This window comes from Nonomuraea sp. NPDC049684 (assembly GCF_044465345.1).
Taxonomy (GTDB): Bacteria; Actinomycetota; Actinomycetes; order Streptosporangiales; family Streptosporangiaceae; genus Nonomuraea.
In genome coordinates, this window is sequence record NZ_JBITLO010000001.1 from 44,087 (window position 1) to 61,292 (window position 17,206).

15 protein-coding genes are annotated in these 17,206 nt (G+C 73.2%); 5 read left to right on the top strand and 10 right to left on the bottom strand.

What is annotated here, in order from left to right; translation table 11 throughout:
- Positions 1-418: 418 nt before the first annotated feature.
- A complete protein-coding gene (locus ACIBST_RS00215) occupies positions 419-1,303 on the top strand; it encodes a phosphotransferase enzyme family protein (RefSeq protein ID WP_397167736.1) in 885 nt (294 codons plus the stop codon).
- 15 nt (positions 1,304-1,318) lie between these two features.
- On the opposite strand, the gene ACIBST_RS00220 is transcribed toward ACIBST_RS00215, so the two are convergent.
- The gene (locus ACIBST_RS00220) at positions 1,319-2,602 is read right to left on the bottom strand and encodes an SLC13 family permease (RefSeq protein WP_397167738.1); all 1,284 of its coding nucleotides are present in this window, start codon (positions 2,600-2,602) and stop codon (positions 1,319-1,321) included.
- A gap of 5 nt (positions 2,603-2,607) precedes the next feature.
- Positions 2,608-3,066 carry a CBS domain-containing protein gene (locus ACIBST_RS00225; protein WP_397167740.1) on the bottom strand — a complete coding sequence of 153 codons (459 nt, stop codon included), beginning with the start codon at positions 3,064-3,066 and terminating at the stop codon, positions 2,608-2,610.
- A gap of 446 nt (positions 3,067-3,512) precedes the next feature.
- Here ACIBST_RS00225 and ACIBST_RS00230 point away from each other — a divergent pair, with 446 nt between their 5' ends.
- From ACIBST_RS00230 to ACIBST_RS00240, 3 genes are all read left to right on the top strand, one after another.
- Positions 3,513-4,517, top strand: coding sequence for a histidine kinase (locus ACIBST_RS00230; protein WP_397167742.1), 1,005 nt, complete (start codon positions 3,513-3,515; stop codon positions 4,515-4,517).
- Entirely contained in the window at positions 4,514-5,158 is a 645-nt protein-coding gene (locus ACIBST_RS00235; protein WP_352351471.1) for a response regulator transcription factor, read from the top strand. Before ACIBST_RS00230 ends, ACIBST_RS00235 begins: the two co-directional genes overlap by 4 nt.
- Before the next feature lie 217 nt (positions 5,159-5,375).
- Positions 5,376-6,287 carry a hypothetical protein gene (locus ACIBST_RS00240; RefSeq protein ID WP_397167744.1) on the top strand — a complete coding sequence of 304 codons (912 nt, stop codon included), beginning with the start codon at positions 5,376-5,378 and terminating at the stop codon, positions 6,285-6,287.
- A 115-nt stretch (positions 6,288-6,402) separates the two neighbouring features.
- Here ACIBST_RS00240 and cydB read toward each other — a convergent pair whose 3' ends face one another.
- Positions 6,403-7,365, bottom strand: a complete 963-nt coding sequence (gene cydB / locus ACIBST_RS00245) for a cytochrome d ubiquinol oxidase subunit II (RefSeq protein WP_397167746.1) — start codon at positions 7,363-7,365, stop codon at positions 6,403-6,405.
- A 7-nt stretch (positions 7,366-7,372) separates the two neighbouring features.
- Positions 7,373-8,746, bottom strand: a complete 1,374-nt coding sequence (locus ACIBST_RS00250) for a cytochrome ubiquinol oxidase subunit I (protein WP_397167747.1) — start codon at positions 8,744-8,746, stop codon at positions 7,373-7,375.
- A 155-nt stretch (positions 8,747-8,901) separates the two neighbouring features.
- Here ACIBST_RS00250 and ACIBST_RS00255 point away from each other — a divergent pair, with 155 nt between their 5' ends.
- A complete protein-coding gene (locus tag ACIBST_RS00255; RefSeq protein ID WP_397167749.1) occupies positions 8,902-9,549 on the top strand; it encodes a pyridoxamine 5'-phosphate oxidase family protein in 648 nt (215 codons plus the stop codon).
- A 15-nt stretch (positions 9,550-9,564) separates the two neighbouring features.
- Here ACIBST_RS00255 and ACIBST_RS00260 read toward each other — a convergent pair whose 3' ends face one another.
- The 6 genes from ACIBST_RS00260 to ACIBST_RS00285 are packed head-to-tail and all read right to left on the bottom strand — an operon-like array spanning position 9,565 to position 17,196.
- Positions 9,565-10,374, bottom strand: coding sequence for a universal stress protein (locus ACIBST_RS00260; protein ID WP_397167751.1), 810 nt, complete (start codon positions 10,372-10,374; stop codon positions 9,565-9,567).
- Between the two features lie 31 nt (positions 10,375-10,405).
- Positions 10,406-10,630 carry a hypothetical protein gene (locus ACIBST_RS00265; protein WP_397167753.1) on the bottom strand — a complete coding sequence of 75 codons (225 nt, stop codon included), beginning with the start codon at positions 10,628-10,630 and terminating at the stop codon, positions 10,406-10,408.
- 32 nt (positions 10,631-10,662) lie between these two features.
- Positions 10,663-11,349, bottom strand: coding sequence for a respiratory nitrate reductase subunit gamma (gene narI, locus ACIBST_RS00270; RefSeq protein ID WP_397167755.1), 687 nt, complete (start codon positions 11,347-11,349; stop codon positions 10,663-10,665).
- Entirely contained in the window at positions 11,346-12,008 is a 663-nt protein-coding gene (gene narJ, locus ACIBST_RS00275) for a nitrate reductase molybdenum cofactor assembly chaperone (protein ID WP_397167756.1), read from the bottom strand. Before narJ ends, narI begins: the two co-directional genes overlap by 4 nt.
- Positions 12,005-13,555, bottom strand: coding sequence for a nitrate reductase subunit beta (gene narH, locus ACIBST_RS00280; RefSeq protein WP_397167758.1), 1,551 nt, complete (start codon positions 13,553-13,555; stop codon positions 12,005-12,007). The genes narJ and narH overlap by 4 nt, the downstream gene beginning before the upstream one ends.
- On the bottom strand, positions 13,555-17,196 hold the full coding sequence (locus tag ACIBST_RS00285) for a nitrate reductase subunit alpha (protein WP_397169413.1): 3,642 nt from the start codon (positions 17,194-17,196) through the stop codon (positions 13,555-13,557). The genes narH and ACIBST_RS00285 overlap by 1 nt, the downstream gene beginning before the upstream one ends.
- Positions 17,197-17,206 lie beyond the last annotated feature (10 nt).

Genomic DNA, 17,206 nt, shown 5'->3' on the forward strand with positions numbered 1-17,206 from the left:
CAGCGCGAGACGACGGCGGGCGGCAGGTCGCGCCTGACCGGCCCCGGAACGTGGACCGTTCCAAGGCTCACGCGCGCCTGGCCCAGGAAGGCCCGGCGCGGGCAGGGTGCGGCGGCGAGGATCCGGCGCGGGTGGCGGCGCGCCGGGCCGGGTGGCGTACCGGTGCCCTGGCGCCGGGACGGGCGGGTATGGGGCGGATGTGAGATTTGCGACTGCACGATCATGAGCGTCCCGAATTCGGAGCGGGCTCGGCACCGGCGGCCCTGACCGCGGGGTGACAAGCGGATGATGATCCTGTTGATGCAGGTTAAGCGCCATCCGGCGGAGAGCGCGGAATTTGCGCCACGTGTCGCCCGACCTTGGCAGAACACTCCACAAGCCGTCCCGGCTCATGACCTGAGCCCCATAACCTGACAAGGTGATCTACGCGAAGACGCCCCTCACCCCCGAGATCCGTGCCGCCGTCTCCCGGGCCTGGGGCGCCGAAGGAGAGGGCGAGCGGCTGCACGGCGGGGAGGAGTCGGCCGCCTACCGCCTCGGCGACCACGTCGTCCGGGTGGGCCCGGCCGCGCGCGGGGTGGCCGAGTCGGAGTGGTGCCACGCCGTCGCCCGGCACGCCGCCACCACGCTCCCCGAGGCCGTCGCCCCGCTGGCCATCGCGGGCGGCGCGACGGTGGTCGTCGTGGCGGGGCGGCCGATCTCCTGCTGGCCCTACGTCGAGGGCGACTGGCCAGACTCCGACGTCCCGGCGCAGCGTGAGGCGGGCGCGCGGCTGCTGGCCAGGCTCCACCGCGCGCTGGCCGGGCTGCGTCCCGGCCCGCGTCCGGTGCCCGCCTTCCAGGAGTCCGGCCTGTACGGCGACCCGCCCCCGGACGCCGCCGGCCTGCACGACCCGGTCCTCGACCGCTGGCTGGCGGCCTTCCACGCCGGGCACCCCGTACGCCACCCCCTGCACGGCGACTACTACACCGGCAACACCCTGGCCAGGGACGGCCGCATCGTCGCCGTCCTCGACTGGGACGAGACCTTCGTCGGCGCCCCCGAGCTGGAGCTGGCCGCCGCCGCGCTGGAGTGGGGCGACGACCTGACCGGGCCCAGCAAGGAGTTCGTGGCCGCCTACCACGAGGAGGGCGGCACGGCGTCCCCCCTCGACGACGAGTCGCTCGCCCAGCTCGTCCGGCACAAGCTGCGCAGGGAGCACGCCTACTTCCGCAAGGCCGCCGCGGCGGGCGTGCCGCACGACGAGGAGGACCTCGACTACCACCGGGCCCGGGTCGAGCTGTTCCACCGGCTGCGCCCCTGACCCGGGCGGCCCGGGTCAGAAGTAGCGCAGCCAGACGTACACCCAGGCCAGGGCCGTGCTGCCCAGGGTGACGACGATGCCGTACCGGGTGAACTGCCAGAACGAGATCGGGTTCCCGGTGCGGGCGGCGATCCCGAGGGCCACGACGTTGGCGCTGGCGGCGACCGCGGTGCCGTTGCCGCCGAAGTCGGCGCCGAAGGCGAAGGCCCACCACAGCGCCTGCCCGGTGGACGCGTCCGGTGCGGCGGCGGCCAGCTCCTCCACCACCGGCGCCATCGTCGCCACGTACGGGATGTTGTCGAAGAACGCCCCCAGCACGCTGGAGCCGAACAGCAGCGAGGTGGCCGCGGCGAAGTAGTTGTCGCCGAACAGGTCGATGGTGGCGCGGCCGATGGTCTCCATGGTCCCGGTGTGCACCAGCCCGGCGACCATGACGAACAGCCCGGCGAAGAACACCAGCGTGGGCCATTCGACCTCGCGCAGCACGTCCCCGAGCTCGACCCGGCAGACCAGCAGCATGACCCCCGCGCCGACCAGGGCGATGATCGAGGGCGCCAGATGCAGGACGGAGTGCAGCGCGAACGCCGTCACCACCGCGGCCAGCACCGTCATCGACCGCGCCAGCAGCGCGGGGTCGGTGATGGCGCGCCGCTCCTGCAACGCCATCACCTTGGCGACGTGCTCGGCGTTGTAGTGGAACGACCGGCGGAACAGCGGGTAGGTGAGCAGCACGAACACCCCGAAGATCACCACGACCGCGGGCGCCATGTGGACGAGGAAGTCGTTGAACGTCAGCCCCGCCCGGCTGCCGATGATGATGTTCGGCGGGTCGCCGATCAGCGTCGCCGCCCCGCCGATGTTGGAGGCCAGCACCTCGGCGATCAGGTACGGCTGCGCCGGGATGCGCAGCCGTCCGCACACCATCACCGTCACCGGCGCGACCAGCATGATCGTCGTGACGTTGTCCAGGAACGGCGAGGCCACGGCGGTGATGGCCATCAGCATCGCCATCAGCCGGTACGGCCGCCCCCGCGAGCGTTTGGCCGCCCAGATCGCCAGGTAGTCGAACAGCCCGGTCTGCTTGATCACCCCCACGATGATCATCATGCCGAGCAGCAGGAAGATGACGTTCCAGTCGATGCCCGCGTGCCCTGAGGAGAACACCTCCTCCCCCGGTGTCAGCCCCAGCACGGTCATCAGGCCGGCCGCCACCAGGACGACCTTGACCTTGTCGGCCTTCTCGGTGGCGATGAAGAAGAACGCCACCACGAAGATGGCCATGGCCAGGATCGCGCTCATGCGGATCAGTCCGGAAGGCTCGTGATGGCCAGGCTGGTCAGCAGGCGTTCCAGAGTGATCGCCCCCGTGAGGGTGGCGTCCGCGCCGAGGACGGCGACCAGCGGGCTGCGCGTGCGGGCCATCAGCGCCGCCACCTCCAGGAGGGTCGCGTCCGGCGGCACGGTGACGGGCCGGGCGGGCGGCCTGGGCAGGCAGTCGCCGACCGTCAGGTGGGCGAGCTCCTGCCAGAACAGCTCGGCGTCGCTCTCGTCGAGGGTGCGGGCCAGGGCCTGGTCCTCCTGGTACGTGCCGGGGATGGCCAGCCGCAGCACCTGGGTGCCCGGCAGCACGGTCGCCGGCCTGCCCCGCTCGTCCACCACGATGAGCCCGGGCAGCCGGTTGACCACCATCAGGCGCACGGCGCGTCCCACGGAGTCGCGGGCCGTCACGGTCGGCAGGGTGACGGCGATGTCCTGTGCTCGCATGGCACCGTCCACGGTGGTCGGAGTGGCGGGGTGACGACGGTTCGCGCCGGTTCGGGGCACGGTCGTATGACGGATCTTGATGGGGAGCCTCCAGCGGGGGCATGGGCGAAGGTCACAAAGGCGGCGGGGGCGGCTCAGGCGCCCGGCCCCGGCCACGGGACGGCGGCCGGCCCCCGGCGCGGCCCGCGCGTCGAATGGCCCCGGGGGACGGACCGCGACCCGCGGGCGGGCAGGAGGAGAAGCGGTCCTGCCGCCGCGGCTCGGAGAAGGTCCGTGCCACGCATCGCCCACCTCCTTACGGTCCGTCCCTGTTTTCCGGGGAGACCATGCCATCACCGCGCGGGGGGCCGCGCCCATCGGGTCCGGCCCCCATATCGGGTGGGGGCGCGACCGTATCCGGGCCGGGTCAGTGGACAGCGCGGGCGGCGAACGCCCAGGCTGGAGGCATGAGAGACGCCGTCGCCACCGCGCCGGAGCCGCCTGGCCGCACCCCGGCCCAGGCGTTGTTCCGCCGCCTGTTCGTCATCAACGCGCTGGTCTTCGCCGCGGGCACGTTCGTGCTGGCGCTGTCCCCCGCGACGGTCTCCTCACCGGTGCTGCTGACCGAGGTCCCGGTGCTGCTCATCGGCCTGGCGCTGATCCTGGCGGCGAACGCGTTCCTGGTGCGGGCCAGCCTGGCCCCGCTGACCTCCCTGACCGCACTCATGCGGCGGGTGGACCTGCTGCACACCCACGACCGGCTGCCCGCCGGCAACCGCGACCTGCGCAGCGTCACCGACACCTTCAACCAGATGCTCGACCGGCTGGAGGAGGAGCGCAGCGTGGCCAGCGCCCAGGCCCTGGCCGCCCAGGAGGCCGAGCGCGGCCGCATCGCCCGCGAGCTGCACGACGAGATCGGCCAGAGCCTCACCGTCGCGCTCCTGGCGCTCAAGCGGGTGCGCGACCGGGCGCCCGCCGAGCTGGCCGGCGAGCTCGGCCACGCCCAGGAGGCGATCAGGACCAGCCTGGACGAGGTGCGCCAGGTCGCCCACCGGCTGCGTCCCGGCGTCCTGGAGGACCTCGGGCTGACCAGCGCACTCACCGCGCTGGCCGCCGACCTGTCGCAGACCGGCACGGTCGAGGTCACGCGTAGACTGGCGCCGGGGCTGCCGCCGCTCAGCTCCGAGGTCGAGCTGGTGCTCTACCGCATCGCCCAGGAGAGCCTGACCAACGTCGCCCGCCACGCCGAGGCCACCAGGGCGACGCTCACGCTGACGCCCGACGACGGCGACCTGGTCCTGCGCGTCACCGACGACGGCCGGGGCGGCATCGGCGAGCCGGGCGCCGGCATCCGCGGCATGCACGAGCGCGCCCTGCTCATCGGGGCCCGCCTGAGCGTGCACTCGCCGCCCGGCGGCGGCACCGAGATCGTCCTCACCGTCCCCGGCGCGGCCAAGGAGAACGCCCGATGACCCGCATCCTGCTCGCCGACGACCACGCGCTCGTCCGCCAGGGCGTCCGCCTGATCCTCGACGCCGAGCCCGACCTGACCGTGGTCGCCGAGGCGGCCGACGGGGCCGAGGCGGTCGAGGCCGTCCGCACCCACGACATCGACCTGGTCGTCCTGGACATCGCCATGCCGCGCATGACCGGCCTGCAGGCCGCGCGGGAGATCTCCCGCCGCCGGCCCGGCATCCGCCTGCTGATGTTGTCGATGTACGACAACGAGCAGTACTTCTTCGCCGCGCTGAAGGCCGGGGCCTGCGGCTACGTGCTGAAGTCGGTGGCCGACCGCGACCTCATCGAGGCGTGCCGGGCGGCGATGCGCGGCGAGCCGTTCCTCTACCCCGGGGCGGTCACCGCGCTGATCCGCGACTACCTCCACCGCCACCGGCACGGCGACCCGCTGCCCGACAGCCTGCTGACCGCCCGCGAGGAGGAGATCGTCAAGCTCATCGCCGAGGGCCACTCCACCAAGGCCATCGCCGACACCCTGGTCATCAGCCCCAAGACCGTCGACCGCCACCGCAGCAACATCCTGGCCAAACTCGGCCTCAACGACCGGCTCGACCTGACCCGCTACGCCATCCGCGCCGGCCTGATCGAACCCTGACCTCGGCGGACGGCCGCGCCCCCGGGTCCCGCGGTCCCGGCGGCCCGGCCGGATGGAGCCCGCGGGCACAGTTCCATGAGACGATCGAGATCATGATGGGTCCGTTGGGCGCGAGCAGTGACGTCCTCCACGCCTCCCTTTCGTCCTGTTGTGCTCCGGCACGGGCCGCCGCCGACCCTGCCGCCGATCCCGTCGCCGTGCCGGTCGTGTGCTGAGCATGGCCGCGGACACCGTCGCGTCCTGGGGCGCGCTCACCGGTCAGGAGGCCCGCGGCCTCGTCTCCCGCATCGAGGGGCTGCGTCCGCGGCGCGGTCCCGGCGACGGGGGCGAGGTCCCCGCGGCCGACGTCGACGTCGTCGAGGGGCTGGGCCCGGCGGCGGCCGGCGTGGCGGCGGCCTGGCTGGGCGAGCGGCCCTCCCCGGCCCTGCGGCGCACGCGGCTGCGGGTGCTGGCCTCCTACCTGCGGTGGCTGCGCGGGCAGGATCCCGGCGGCGACGTGCTGGGGGCCGGGTCGCAGGTCGACGCCTACTGCCTGGCGGCGCTCACCGCCGGCCTGGCGCCGTCCGGCCGGCCGCTGGCCCGCGCGACGGTGATCCGCAGGCGGGCCGTGCTGGCCTCGTTCTACGCCTTCGCCGGACGGCACGGGCCGGCTCTCCCGGCGCCGGCCGCCCACCCGCCCACCCCGGCCGAGCGGCGGCTGCTGCGCGGCGGGGTCGCCGTGCTGGCCGAGGAAGGGCGCTTAGCCGAGGCCGTGGCCGTCGGGCTGCTGGAGTCCACGGGCGCCTCCGTCGACGCGCTGGCCCGGCTGACCCCGTGCGACGTGCACCTGGCAGGCGCCGGCGACCCCGTACTGATCACCCTGCACGACGGGCGGGGCGACATCGTCGCCTTCCCGCTGGCCCCCTACCTGCGCCGCCCGCTGCGCCGTCTGTGCGGCGACCGGCCCGCCGACCACCCGCTGCTCACCGGCGAGTCGGGCCGGCGGGTCGACCTGGCCTGGACGCGGGCCGCGCTCACCGACGCCGCGCTCGCCGCCGGCCTGCCCCGGCCGCGGGCCGAGGGCCTGCACCCGCACCTGCTGCGCGCCCTGACGGTGACCGAGCTCGGCGGGTCACCCACGCGAGCGTGACGACGACGGCCCCCGGGGCCACGACGAGCCCCGGGGCCGCTGCGGGGTCACGGCCCGGCACCGGCGCGGTGGACGCCGTCCGGCGGTGACGGCGCCGCCGCCGGTCCGGCCGGGTTCAGGCGGCCCCGGTGAGGCGGCGGCGGAACACCCAGTACGTCCACGCCTGGTAGCCCAGCACCAGGGGCGTGAAGACGGCCGCGACCCAGGTCATCACCGTCAGCGTGTACGGGCTGGAGGCCGCGTTGGTGACGGTGAGGCTGTTGGCCGGGTCCAGGGCGGGCATGACGTTCGGGAACAGGCCGGTGAAGATGGCGGCCACCAGGGCGACCACGGCGACCGCGCTGGCGGTGAAGGCCCAACCGTCACGGCCGCGCACGGTCGCGGCCACCGCGCCGGCCAGGCCGAGCGCGACCAGCGCCACGGCGGCCCACCGCAGCGCGCCGCCGCCGCCGGACAGCAGCAGGAACGCCATCACGACCAGGAACGCCGCCGGGGAGATGCTCTTGGCCATCCGGCCGGCGGCCAGGCGCAGGTCGCCGGTGGTGCGCAGGGCCAGGAAGACCGCGCCGTGCAGGGTGAACAGCAGCAGCGTGGCCAGCCCGCCGAGCAGCGCGAACGGGTTGAGCAGGGTCAGCAGCGTGCCGGTGTACTCGTGCTCGGCGTTCAGCGGCACGCCGCGCACGATGTTGGCGAAGGCCACCCCCCACAGGAAGGCCGGGACGAGCGAGCCCCAGAACAGCGCCCGGTCCCAGCCGCGCGTGCTGTCGCTCTTGCTGCGGTACTCCAGGGCCACGCCGCGGGCGATGAGCGCCAGCAGGATGAGGAACAGCGGCAGGTAGAAGCCGCTGAACAGGGTGGCGTACCACTCGGGGAAGGCGGCGAAGGTCGCGCCGCCGGCCACCAGCAGCCACACCTCGTTGCCGTCCCACACCGGGCCGATCGTCTTCAGGACGGCCCGCCGGTCGGCCTCCTCGCGGCTCAGGACGGGCATCAGGATGCCGACGCCGAAGTCGAAGCCCTCCAGCAGGAAGTAGCCGGTCCACAGCACGGCGATCAGGACGAACCAGACGTTTTCCATGATTTCCTCAGTAGCTCAGCGCGGGGACGGCGGTCTCGGGCTCGTCCTGCTCGTTCGGCCCGATCCGGATGAACTTGACCAGCAGCCGGATCTCGATGATCGCGAGCACGGCGTAGGCCAGGGTGAAGCCGACCAGCGTGATGGCCACCGAGGGGACGTCCGCCGTCGGCGAGACGGCGTAGGCGGTGCGCATCAGCCCGAAGACGGTCCACGGCTGGCGGCCCATCTCGGTGAAGATCCAGCCCATGCTGTTGGCCAGGAACGGCAGGCCGATCCCGGCGATGGCCAGCCGGTAGGCCCACCGGCCCGCGGGCAGCCGGCCGCGCCTGGTCAGCCAGAGCCCGGCCAGGGCGAGCAGCGCCGACAGCATGCCGAACCCGATCATCAGCCGGAAGGACCAGTAGGCCAGGCCGACGATCGGCCGGTAGTCGCCGGGGCCGTACAGGGCCTCGTAGCGGGCCTGGATGTCGTTGATGCCCTCGACCTCGCCGTCCAGGGTGTTGGTGGACAGCAGGCTCAGGCCGTAGGGGATCTGCAGGTTGACGTGGTTGCGGCCGTTCTCGACGTCGCCGATGGCGAACAGGGAGAAGCCGGCGGAGGTCTCGTCCTCCCACAGGGCCTCGGCGGCGGCCATCTTCATCGGCTGCTGCTCGGTCATGATCTGGGCCTGCCAGTGGCCGGAGAACGACACCCCGACCGCCGAGACGAGGCTGACGGCCAGCGCCAGCCGGGCCGAGGTGCGGAAGAGGGAGACGTCCCGCTTGCGCAGCAGGAACCAGGCGCTGACGCCCAGCACGAACGCGGCCGCGGTCAGGAACGCGCCGAACAGCACGTGCGGGAAGGTGACCAGCGTGGTCGAGTTGGTCAGGACGGCCCAGATGTCGGTCAGCTCGGCGCGGCCGTTGTTGATCCGGTAGCCGACGGGGTGCTGCATCCAGGAGTTGGCCGCCAGGATGAAGTAGGCCGAGATGTTGGTGCCGATGGCGGCCAGCCAGATCGTGGCCAGGTGCAGCCGGGGCGACAGCCGGTCCCAGCCGAAGATCCACAGGCCGAGGAAGGTGGACTCCAGGAAGAAGGCCATCAGCCCTTCCATGGCCAGGGGCGCCCCGAACACGTCGCCGACGAAGCGGGAGTAGTCACTCCAGTTCATCCCGAACTGGAACTCCTGCACGATGCCCGTCACCACGCCCATGGCGAAGTTGATCAGGAACAGGCGGCCCCAGAACCGGGTCAGCCGCAGGTACTCCGGCTTCTTCGTCCGGTGCCACGCCGTCTGCAGTCCGGCCACGATGATCGACAGGCCGATCGTGAGCGGCACGAAGAGGAAGTGGTAGACGGTCGTGATGCCGAACTGCCACCGGGAGAGATCCAGGACATCCATGCAGGCCAGGCTCCTCTTCCCGGCCGCCGCGCCGTAGGGCCGTGCGTCCCGGGGGCGAGGGACGTTGGTCCCATGAAGGGGCGAAAGACCCTGTCCGGGGTACGTGGTGCTGGATACCTTCGACGCGCATGGGGACGCAGAGGCAGGAGAAGACAGTGACAGCGACCGGCGACTTCGGCCACCGCATCCAGTACCACCGGCAGCGGCTGGGGCTCACCGTCGAGCAGGTGGCGGAGCGGGCGGACATGTCCGCCGGCTACCTGCGGTACATGGAGGAGCACGTGGACATCCCGGACCGGGGAACCCTGACCCGCCTGGCCGACGCGCTCGGGACCACCGGCCAGGATCTGCTGGGCGGCGGGCGCGACCGTCCGCCGGGCGTCGGGCCCGCGATGGCCGAGCCCGTCCTGGAGGTCCTCGACCGGGAGGAGTGCCTGCGCCTGATCGCGCCCGGCGGCATCGGCCGGATCGCGTTCAACGGCTCGCACGGGCCGACGGTGCTGCCCGTCAACTTCCGCGTGCACGACGGCGCCGTCGTCTTCCGCACCGCCGCGGGCGGCCCGCTCGACCAGGATCTGCGGACCGGCCTGGAGGGCGTCGAGGTCATGGTGGGCTTCGAGGTGGACCGGATCGACGAGGCCCGGCGGCAGGGGTGGAGCGTGCTCGTGCAGGGGCCCGCCCACCACGTGACCCCCGACGAGCAGGACGGATCGGACGTCACCCCGTGGGCGGGCGGCGACCGGCGGCTGCACATCCGGATCGTCCCCCACCACGTCACCGGCCGGCGCATCCACTCCATGTGAGGGCCGGGCCGGCAGCTAGAGGCGCGGCCGGACCACCGCCACCGGGCAGGCCGCGTGGTGCAGCACCCCGTGGCCGACCGAGCCCAGCACGGCCGAGGCGAACCCCCCGAGCCCGCGCGAGCCCACCACCGCCAGGTCGGCCGTCCCGGCGGCGCGGACCAGGGCCGAGACCGGGTGCTCGCACGGCTGTTCCTCGGTGATGACCAGGTCGGGATCGGCCTGCCGCCACGGGACGACGTGCCCGTCCGCCTGGCGGTCGGCGTCCTGCATGACCTCGATGAGGCTGCCGTAGGCGGCGGCGTACGGCGAGGCGACCGGGATCTGCCAGGCCGAGACCACGTGCAGCCGCGCCCGGCGCGCCCTGGCCTGCTCGACGGCGTAGTCCATGGCCGCCCGCGCGTGCCCGGAGCCGTCGAAGCCGACCACCACCCGGTCGTGCCGCCCCTGCGGCGGCGTCCGGACGACGACGACCGGGCCGTCGGCGTGCCCGGCCACGGCGACGCTCACCGACCCGGCCAGCATGCCGGTGAACCCGCCGAGCCCGCGCGAGCCCAGCACCAGGCTGTCGGCCGCCGACGACTCCGCGACCAGGGTGTCCACGACGTTCCCGGTGAGCGTCTCCGTCGTCACCCCGGGCGGCCCCGTCCGCGCCGCCAGGGCGGCGGCGGCCTCCAGCGCGCGGGCGGGGACGTCCGTCCCGCCGGGCCGGCGCACGTGCACGATCCGCAGGTCCAGCCCGCGCCGCGCGGCGTCGGCCGCCGCCCATCCCACCGCCGCGGTCGCGGGCGCGGATCCGTCCACCGCCACCACGATCTGACCGCCCATCACGCCTGTCCTTCCCGGGCTCCTCGCGCCCTCAGGTCCGCGGCCGGGCCGCCGTCGTCCCCGGGACGACCGGCGCACAGGACGCCGGGCCATCCGCGCAGGGGACGTCGCCGACCGGCCTGATCAGCTGTCCGCGCCGGTCCAGCCGGATCTCGACGCGGGCCGTGCTCTCCTGGGCGGCCGTGACCGGGCCGGCCGCCACCAGCGCCGCGCCGGCGGCGGCCAGCAGCGCCACCGCCACCCTGGCGACGCTCATCCTGGCGCCCCTCCCCCTTCGGCGGGCGCCGGTCAGCGCGCCCGGACGGGCACGCGCCGCCGGTAGACGACGTAGGGCCGCCACAGGTACGCCACCGGCGCCGACCACACGTGCACCAGCCGGGTGAACGGCCAGATGGCCGCCAGCAGCCAGGCCGACATGGCGTGCAACTGGAACAGCAGCGGCACGTCGGCCATCAGCCGCGGGTCGGGACGGAAGGTCAGCACGCCCCGGAACCAGACGGCGATCGTGGCCCGGTAGTCGTAGCCGCCGCCGAGCAGGTTGCTGCCCACCGTCGCGGCCATGCCGAGCGCGATCACCACGGCCAGCACGGTGAACAGCACCTTGTCGGCGCGGGTGGTGGTGCGCCGCACCCGCGGGCTGGTCAGGCGCCGGGCCAGCAGCAGCGTCAGGCCCGCGACGACCATGACCCCGGCCACGGTCCCGGCGCTGACCGACACCAGGTGGTAGAGGTGCTCGTCCACGCCGACGGCCGCGGTCCAGCTCTTGGGGACGAGCAGGCCGAGCACGTGACCGCCGATGGCCGCGAACGCGCCCAGGTGGAACAGCGGCGAGCCGAGCCGCAGCAGCCTGCTCTCCAGCACCTGCGTGGTCCGGGTGGTCCAGCCGAACTGGTCCACCCGCCAGCGCCAGACGTGCCCGGCGACGAAGATCGTCAAAGCGACATAGGGGACGATCGCCCAGAGCACGACGCTCACGGCCGTACCTCACTCTCGTTCAGCGGCGGCCCGTACGGGGCCAGGCCGACCTCCTCGGCGGGCGGGCCGGCCAGGGCGAGGTCGGCCACCGCGGCCCGCTCGGCCTCCGACATGCCGGGCAGCACCGCGCACAGGGCGTCCAGCACGAGCGCGTACGGCGAGCCGGCCTCGTGCAGGGCGGTGCGGATGAGCTCCAGCCCCTTGCGGTGCTGGCGCAGCGGCGCCTCGCCCACGTCCGGCCCGGCCAGCGCGGCGAACTCGCACACCACGGGCAGGAAGTCGGGCAGCTCGCCGTCGGGCGGGGTGAGCCCGGCAACGCGGTAGCGCTGCTTGAGCGTCAGCAGGGCCATGCCCCGGCGGCGGGTGTCGCCGTGCAGGTAGTAGGTGAGGTAGAGGCTGGACCTGCGGCGCAGGTCGAAGGTCTCGACGTAGTGGCGGGCCAGCGGCATCGGCTGCCGGTCGCCGAACCACCACAGGAACTGCTCCAGCGCCTGGCGCGGATGCCCGTCGGGCAGCGCGGCGACGGCCTCGCGCAGCTCGGGGCGGGCGGCCAGCAGCCCGGCGTCCGGGTACTGCAGCAGCAGCGAGACCAGCCGCAGCAGCGCGGCGCGGTCCCGCGGCCGTTCGACGACGGCGTCGGGGGCGGGCAGCAGTCTCATGACGCCGGTCCCTTTCCGGTGAACAGCTTCAGACCCAGGCGTCCGTCGCTGCGGCGGCCGGTCACGCCGGTCGGGTGGAACTCGCTCATCCCGGGGCCGCCGTCGCCGTCCAGGCTGCATCCGGCGGCCTGGGCCGACAGCGCGGCGGCGTCCTCGCGGTGGGCGGCGGGCACGACGTAGCGCTCCTCGTACTTGGCGACGGCCAGCAGGCGGTACATCTCCTCCATGTCCCGGGCCGTCATCCCGGCCGACTCCAGCAGGTCCCCGGCCACGGTGCCGTCGAGGGTGCGGGCCCGCATGTAGCCGCGCATCGCCGACAGCTTCATCAGCACCCCGGCCACCACCTCGGTGTCCCCGGCGCTGAACAGCCCGGCCAGGTACTCCAGCGGGATGCGCAGGTCGGTGATGGCGTGGAAGACGTTGTCGGGGTCGTCGGCGTCCGCGCCGGCCCCGGTCACGGCGTCCAGCACCGGCGACAGCGGCGGGATGTACCAGACCATCGGCAGCGTGCGGTACTCCGGGTGCAGCGGCAGCGCCACCCGGTAGCGCATGACCAGCCGGTAGATCGGCGAGCGCCGCGCGGCCTCGATCCAGTCCTCGCTGATCCCGCCGGCCCGCGCGGCGGCGGCCACCTGCGGGTCGTCGGGGTCGAGGAAGACCTTGCGCTGGGCCTCCAGCAGGTCGCGCGGGTCGGGCACGCGGGCGGCGGCGAGCACGGCGTCGGCGTCGTACAGGACGAGCCCGATGTAGCGCAGCCGGCCCACGCAGGTCTCGGCGCACACGGTCGGCTGTCCCGCCTCGATGCGGGGGAAGCAGAACGTGCACTTCTCGGCCTTGCCGGTCTTGTGGTTGACGTACACCTTCTTGTACGGGCACGACGAGACGCACATGCGCCAGCCGCGGCAGCGGTCCTGGTCGACCAGGACGATGCCGTCCTCCTCCCGCTTGTACATCGCGCCGGAGGGGCAGGCGGCCACGCACGCCGGGTTGAGGCAGTGCTCGCAGATGCGCGGCAGGTGGAACATGAAGGTCTGGTCGAACTCCATGCGCACCTTCTCGGCCATGGCCGCCAGGTTGGGGTCGCCGTGGGCGTGCTCGGGGGCGCCGCCGAGGTCGTCCTCCCAGTTGGCGCCCCACGTGATGTTCATGTCCTTGCCGGTGATGGCCGACTTGGGACGGATGACCGGCACGTGCGGCCCGGCGGGGGCGTTGAGCAGGGTGTCGTAGTCGTAGGTGGCCGGCTCGTAGTAGTCGTCCAGGTCCGGCAGGTCGGGGTTGGAGAACAGGCTGAGCAGCCGCTTGACCCGGCCGCCCGCCCGCAGCTTGAGCCGGCCGCGCCCGTCGAGCTGCCAGCCGCCGTGCCAGCGTTCCTGGTCCTCGTACCGCTTGGGGTAGCCGACGCCGGGCTTGGTCTCGACGTTGTTGAACCAGACGTACTCGACGCCGTCCCGGTTCGTCCAGGTCTGCTTGCAGGTGACGGAACAGGTGTGGCAGCCGATGCACTTGTCCAGGTTCATCACCATGGCGACCTGTGCCATGACGCGCATCAGTAGGTCACCTCCTGGCCGCGGCGGCGGATCACCGTGATCTCGTCACGCTGGTTGCCGGTCGGCCCGTAGTAGTTGAAGGCGTAGGTGAACTGCGCGTACCCGCCGATGAGGTGGCTGGGCTTGAGCAGCAGCCGGGTGAGGGAGTTGTGCACGCCGCCGCGCCGGCCCGACCGCTCGGTGAGCGGGACGTTCACGTTGCGGTCCTTGGCGTGGTACATGTACACCGTCCCGGCCGGCATCCGGTGGGAGACGACCGCCCTGGCCACGACCACGCCGTTGCGGTTGTACGCCTCGATCCAGTCGTTGTCGGCGGCCCCGATCGAGGCGGCGTCCTCGACGCTCATCCAGATCGTCGGCCCGCCCCGCGACAGGGCCAGCATGTAGGCGTTGTCCTGGTACTCCGAGTGGATCGACCACTTCGAGTGCGGCGTCAGGTACCGCACGGTGACCTCGGCGCCCTGCCCGTCAGCCTGCCCGTCGCGCTGGTCGCCGTGGTGGCGGCGCAGGTCCAGCGGCGGCCGGTAGGCCGGAAGCTGCTCGCCCAGCTCGATGATCCAGTCGTGGTCGAGGAAGAACTGCTGCCGGCCGGTCAGGGTGTGCCATGGTTTGTCGCGTTCGACGTTGATGACGAAGGCGGAGTAGCGGCGCCCGCCGGTCTCCGAGCCGGACCACTCGGGCGAGGTGATCACCGGCTGCGGCCTCGACCGCGTGTCGGCGAACGTGATGCGCCTGCCCTCGTGCTCGGCGGCCAGGTCGGCGAGCCTGGTCCCGGTGCGCTTCTCCATGGTCTCGAAGCCCTGGGTGGCCAGGCGGCCGTTGGTGGTGCCGGACAGCGCGAGGATGGCCTCGCACATCCGGTCGGCGGTGCCGAGGGAGATGTGGCCCTCGGGGGTCTCGCCGTTCTGCTCGCGCAGGTAGTACAGCTCGGGGCCCACCCGGTAGGTGATCCCCTTGGTGGTCAGGCCCAGGTCGGCGAACAGCGGCCCGATCCCGCGCACGCGCTCGGCTACCGCGCCGTAGTCGCGCTCGACCGTGACGATCTTGGGCATCGTCCGGCCCGGGACGGGCTCGCACTCGCCGTGCTTCCAGTCGCGCACCCGGCCGCCCGGCTGGGCCAGCTCGTCCGGGGTGTCGTGGGTGAGCGGGACGGCCAGCACGTCGGTCCGCCGGCCCAGGTGGCGGGCGGCCAGCTCGGAGAAGGCGTCGGCCAGCCCGAGGAAGGCGTCGTGGTCGGACCTGGTCTGCCAGGGCGGGGCGATGGCCGGGTTGAAGGCGTGCACGAACGGGTGCATGTCGGTGCTGGACAGGTCGTGCTTCTCGTACCAGGTGGCGGCGGGCAGGACCAAGTCGGAGAACAGCGCCGTGGACGTCATCCGGAAGTCGATCGTCGTCAGCAGGTCGAGCTTGCCCTCGGCGGCGTTCTCCCGCCAGGTCACCTCGGCCGGGCGCAGCCCCTCGGGCGTCTCCTCGTTGCGCGCCTCGGCGTCGGCGCCGAGCAGGTGGCGCAGGAAGTACTCGTTGCCCTTGCCGGACGAGCCGAGCAGGTTGGCCCGCCACACGGTCAGCACCCGCGGGAAGTTGGCCGGGTCGCCCGGGTCCTCGGCGGCGAAGCGCAACCGCCCGGCCTTCAGCTCCTCCACCACGTACTCGGCCACCGGGACGCCGCGCGCGGCGGCCTCGTCGGCGAGCTTGAGCGGGTTGCGGTCGAACGTCGGGTGCGAGGGCAGCCAGCCCAGCCGGGCCGCCTGGGCGTTGCAGTCGGCGAACGAGCGGCCCGCGAACCTGCCCTCGCCCAGCGGGCTGGCCAGCTCGCCGGCCCCGATGCGCTCGTAACGCCACTGGTCGGTGGCCAGGTACCAGAACGCGGTGCCGGCCATGTGCCGGGTCGGGCGCTGCCAGTCGAAGCCGAAGGCCAGGTGCTGGAAGCCGGTGACCGGGCGGACCTTCTCCTGGCCCACGTAGTGCGCCCAGCCGCCGCCGTTGACGCCCTGGCAGCCGGTCAGCAGCACCAGCGTCAGGAACGAGCGGTAGATCTGGTCGGAGTGGAACCAGTGGTTGGTGCCGGCGCCCATCGCGATCATCGAGCGGCCCCGGGTGCGCTCGGCGTTGCGGGCGAACTCGCGGGCGATCCTGGCGATCGTGGCGGCCGGGACCGAGGTGATCTCCTCCGCCCAGGCCGGGGTGTAGGGCTGCGTGGCGTCCTCGTAGCTCGCCGGCCATTCGCCGGGCAGGTCGCGGGCCACGCCGTACTGGGCCATGAGCAGGTCGAACACCGTCGTGACGAGCTTGCCGCCCATCTCGGTGACCGGGACGCCGCGGCGCATGACCGAGCCGCCCTCGGTGGGGCCCTCGTCGAAGCGCGGCAGGTCCACCTCGACCGCGCGCCCGGACCGGCCGAGCAGGGTCAGCGCGGGGACGGCGCCGTCCAGGTCGAGGTTCCAGCGGCCCTCGCCCTCCTGGCCCCAGCGGTGGCCGAGCGAGCCGTTCGGCACCTGCGCCGCGCCGGTCGTCTCGTCCAGGAAGACGGTCTTGAACTCGGCGTTCTCGCTCTCCTGGCCCAGGTCGGCGGCGGTCAGGAAGCGGCGCGGCACGTACGCGTCGCCGCGCGGCTCCAGCGTCACCAGGAACGGCAGGTCGGTGTACTTGCGCACGTAGTCGGTGAAGTAGGGCACCTGGCGGTCGCGGAAGAACTCGGTCAGCGTCACGTGGCCCATCGCCATGGCCAGGGCGCCGTCGGTGCCGGGGTGCGGCGCGAGCCAGTCGTCGGCGAACTTGACGTTGTCGGCGTAGTCCGGGCTGACCGCGACGACCTTGGTGCCCTGGTAGCGCGCCTCGGTCATGAAGTGGGCGTCCGGGGTGCGGGTGACCGGGATGTTGGAGCCCCACATGATCAGGTAGCGGGAGTTCCACCAGTCGGCCGCCTCGGGCACGTCGGTCTGGTCGCCCCACACCTGCGGCGAGGCGATCGGCAGGTCGGCGTACCAGTCGTAGAACGACAGCAGCGTGCCGCCGATCATCGACAGGAAGCGGGTGCCGGCCGCGAACGAGGCCATCGACATCGCCGGGATCGGCGAGAAGCCCACCACCCGGTCGGGGCCGTGGTCCTTGATGGTGTGCACGTGGGCGGCGGCCATGAGCTCCAGGACCTCCTCCCAGCTCGACCGGACGAACCCGCCCTTGCCGCGGGCCCGCTTGTAGGCCCGCGCGCGCTCCGGGTCGCCGGTCAGCTCCGCCCAGGCCAGCACGGGGTCGCCCAGCCTGGCCTTGGCCTCGCGCCACATCTCCAGCAGCACCCCGCGCACGTACGGGTAGCGCACCCGCGAGGGAGAGTAGGTGTACCAGGAGAAGGACGCGCCACGGGGACAGCCGCGCGGCTCGTACTCGGGCGACTCCGGGCCGACCGACGGGTAGTCGGTGGCCTGGTGCTCCCACGTGATCAGGCCGTCCTTGACGAACACCTGCCAGGAGCACGAGCCCGTGCAGTTCACGCCGTGCGTCGAGCGCACCACCTTGTCGTGCGCCCACCGGTCCCGGTAGAAGCGGTCCCAGGCGCCGGGATCGACCTGGTGCAGGGTGCGGCCGTCGGCCGACACCTCCGCCCTGGTGAAGAACTTCCTGGCCGCCAGCAACGGCCCCATGCCCGGGATC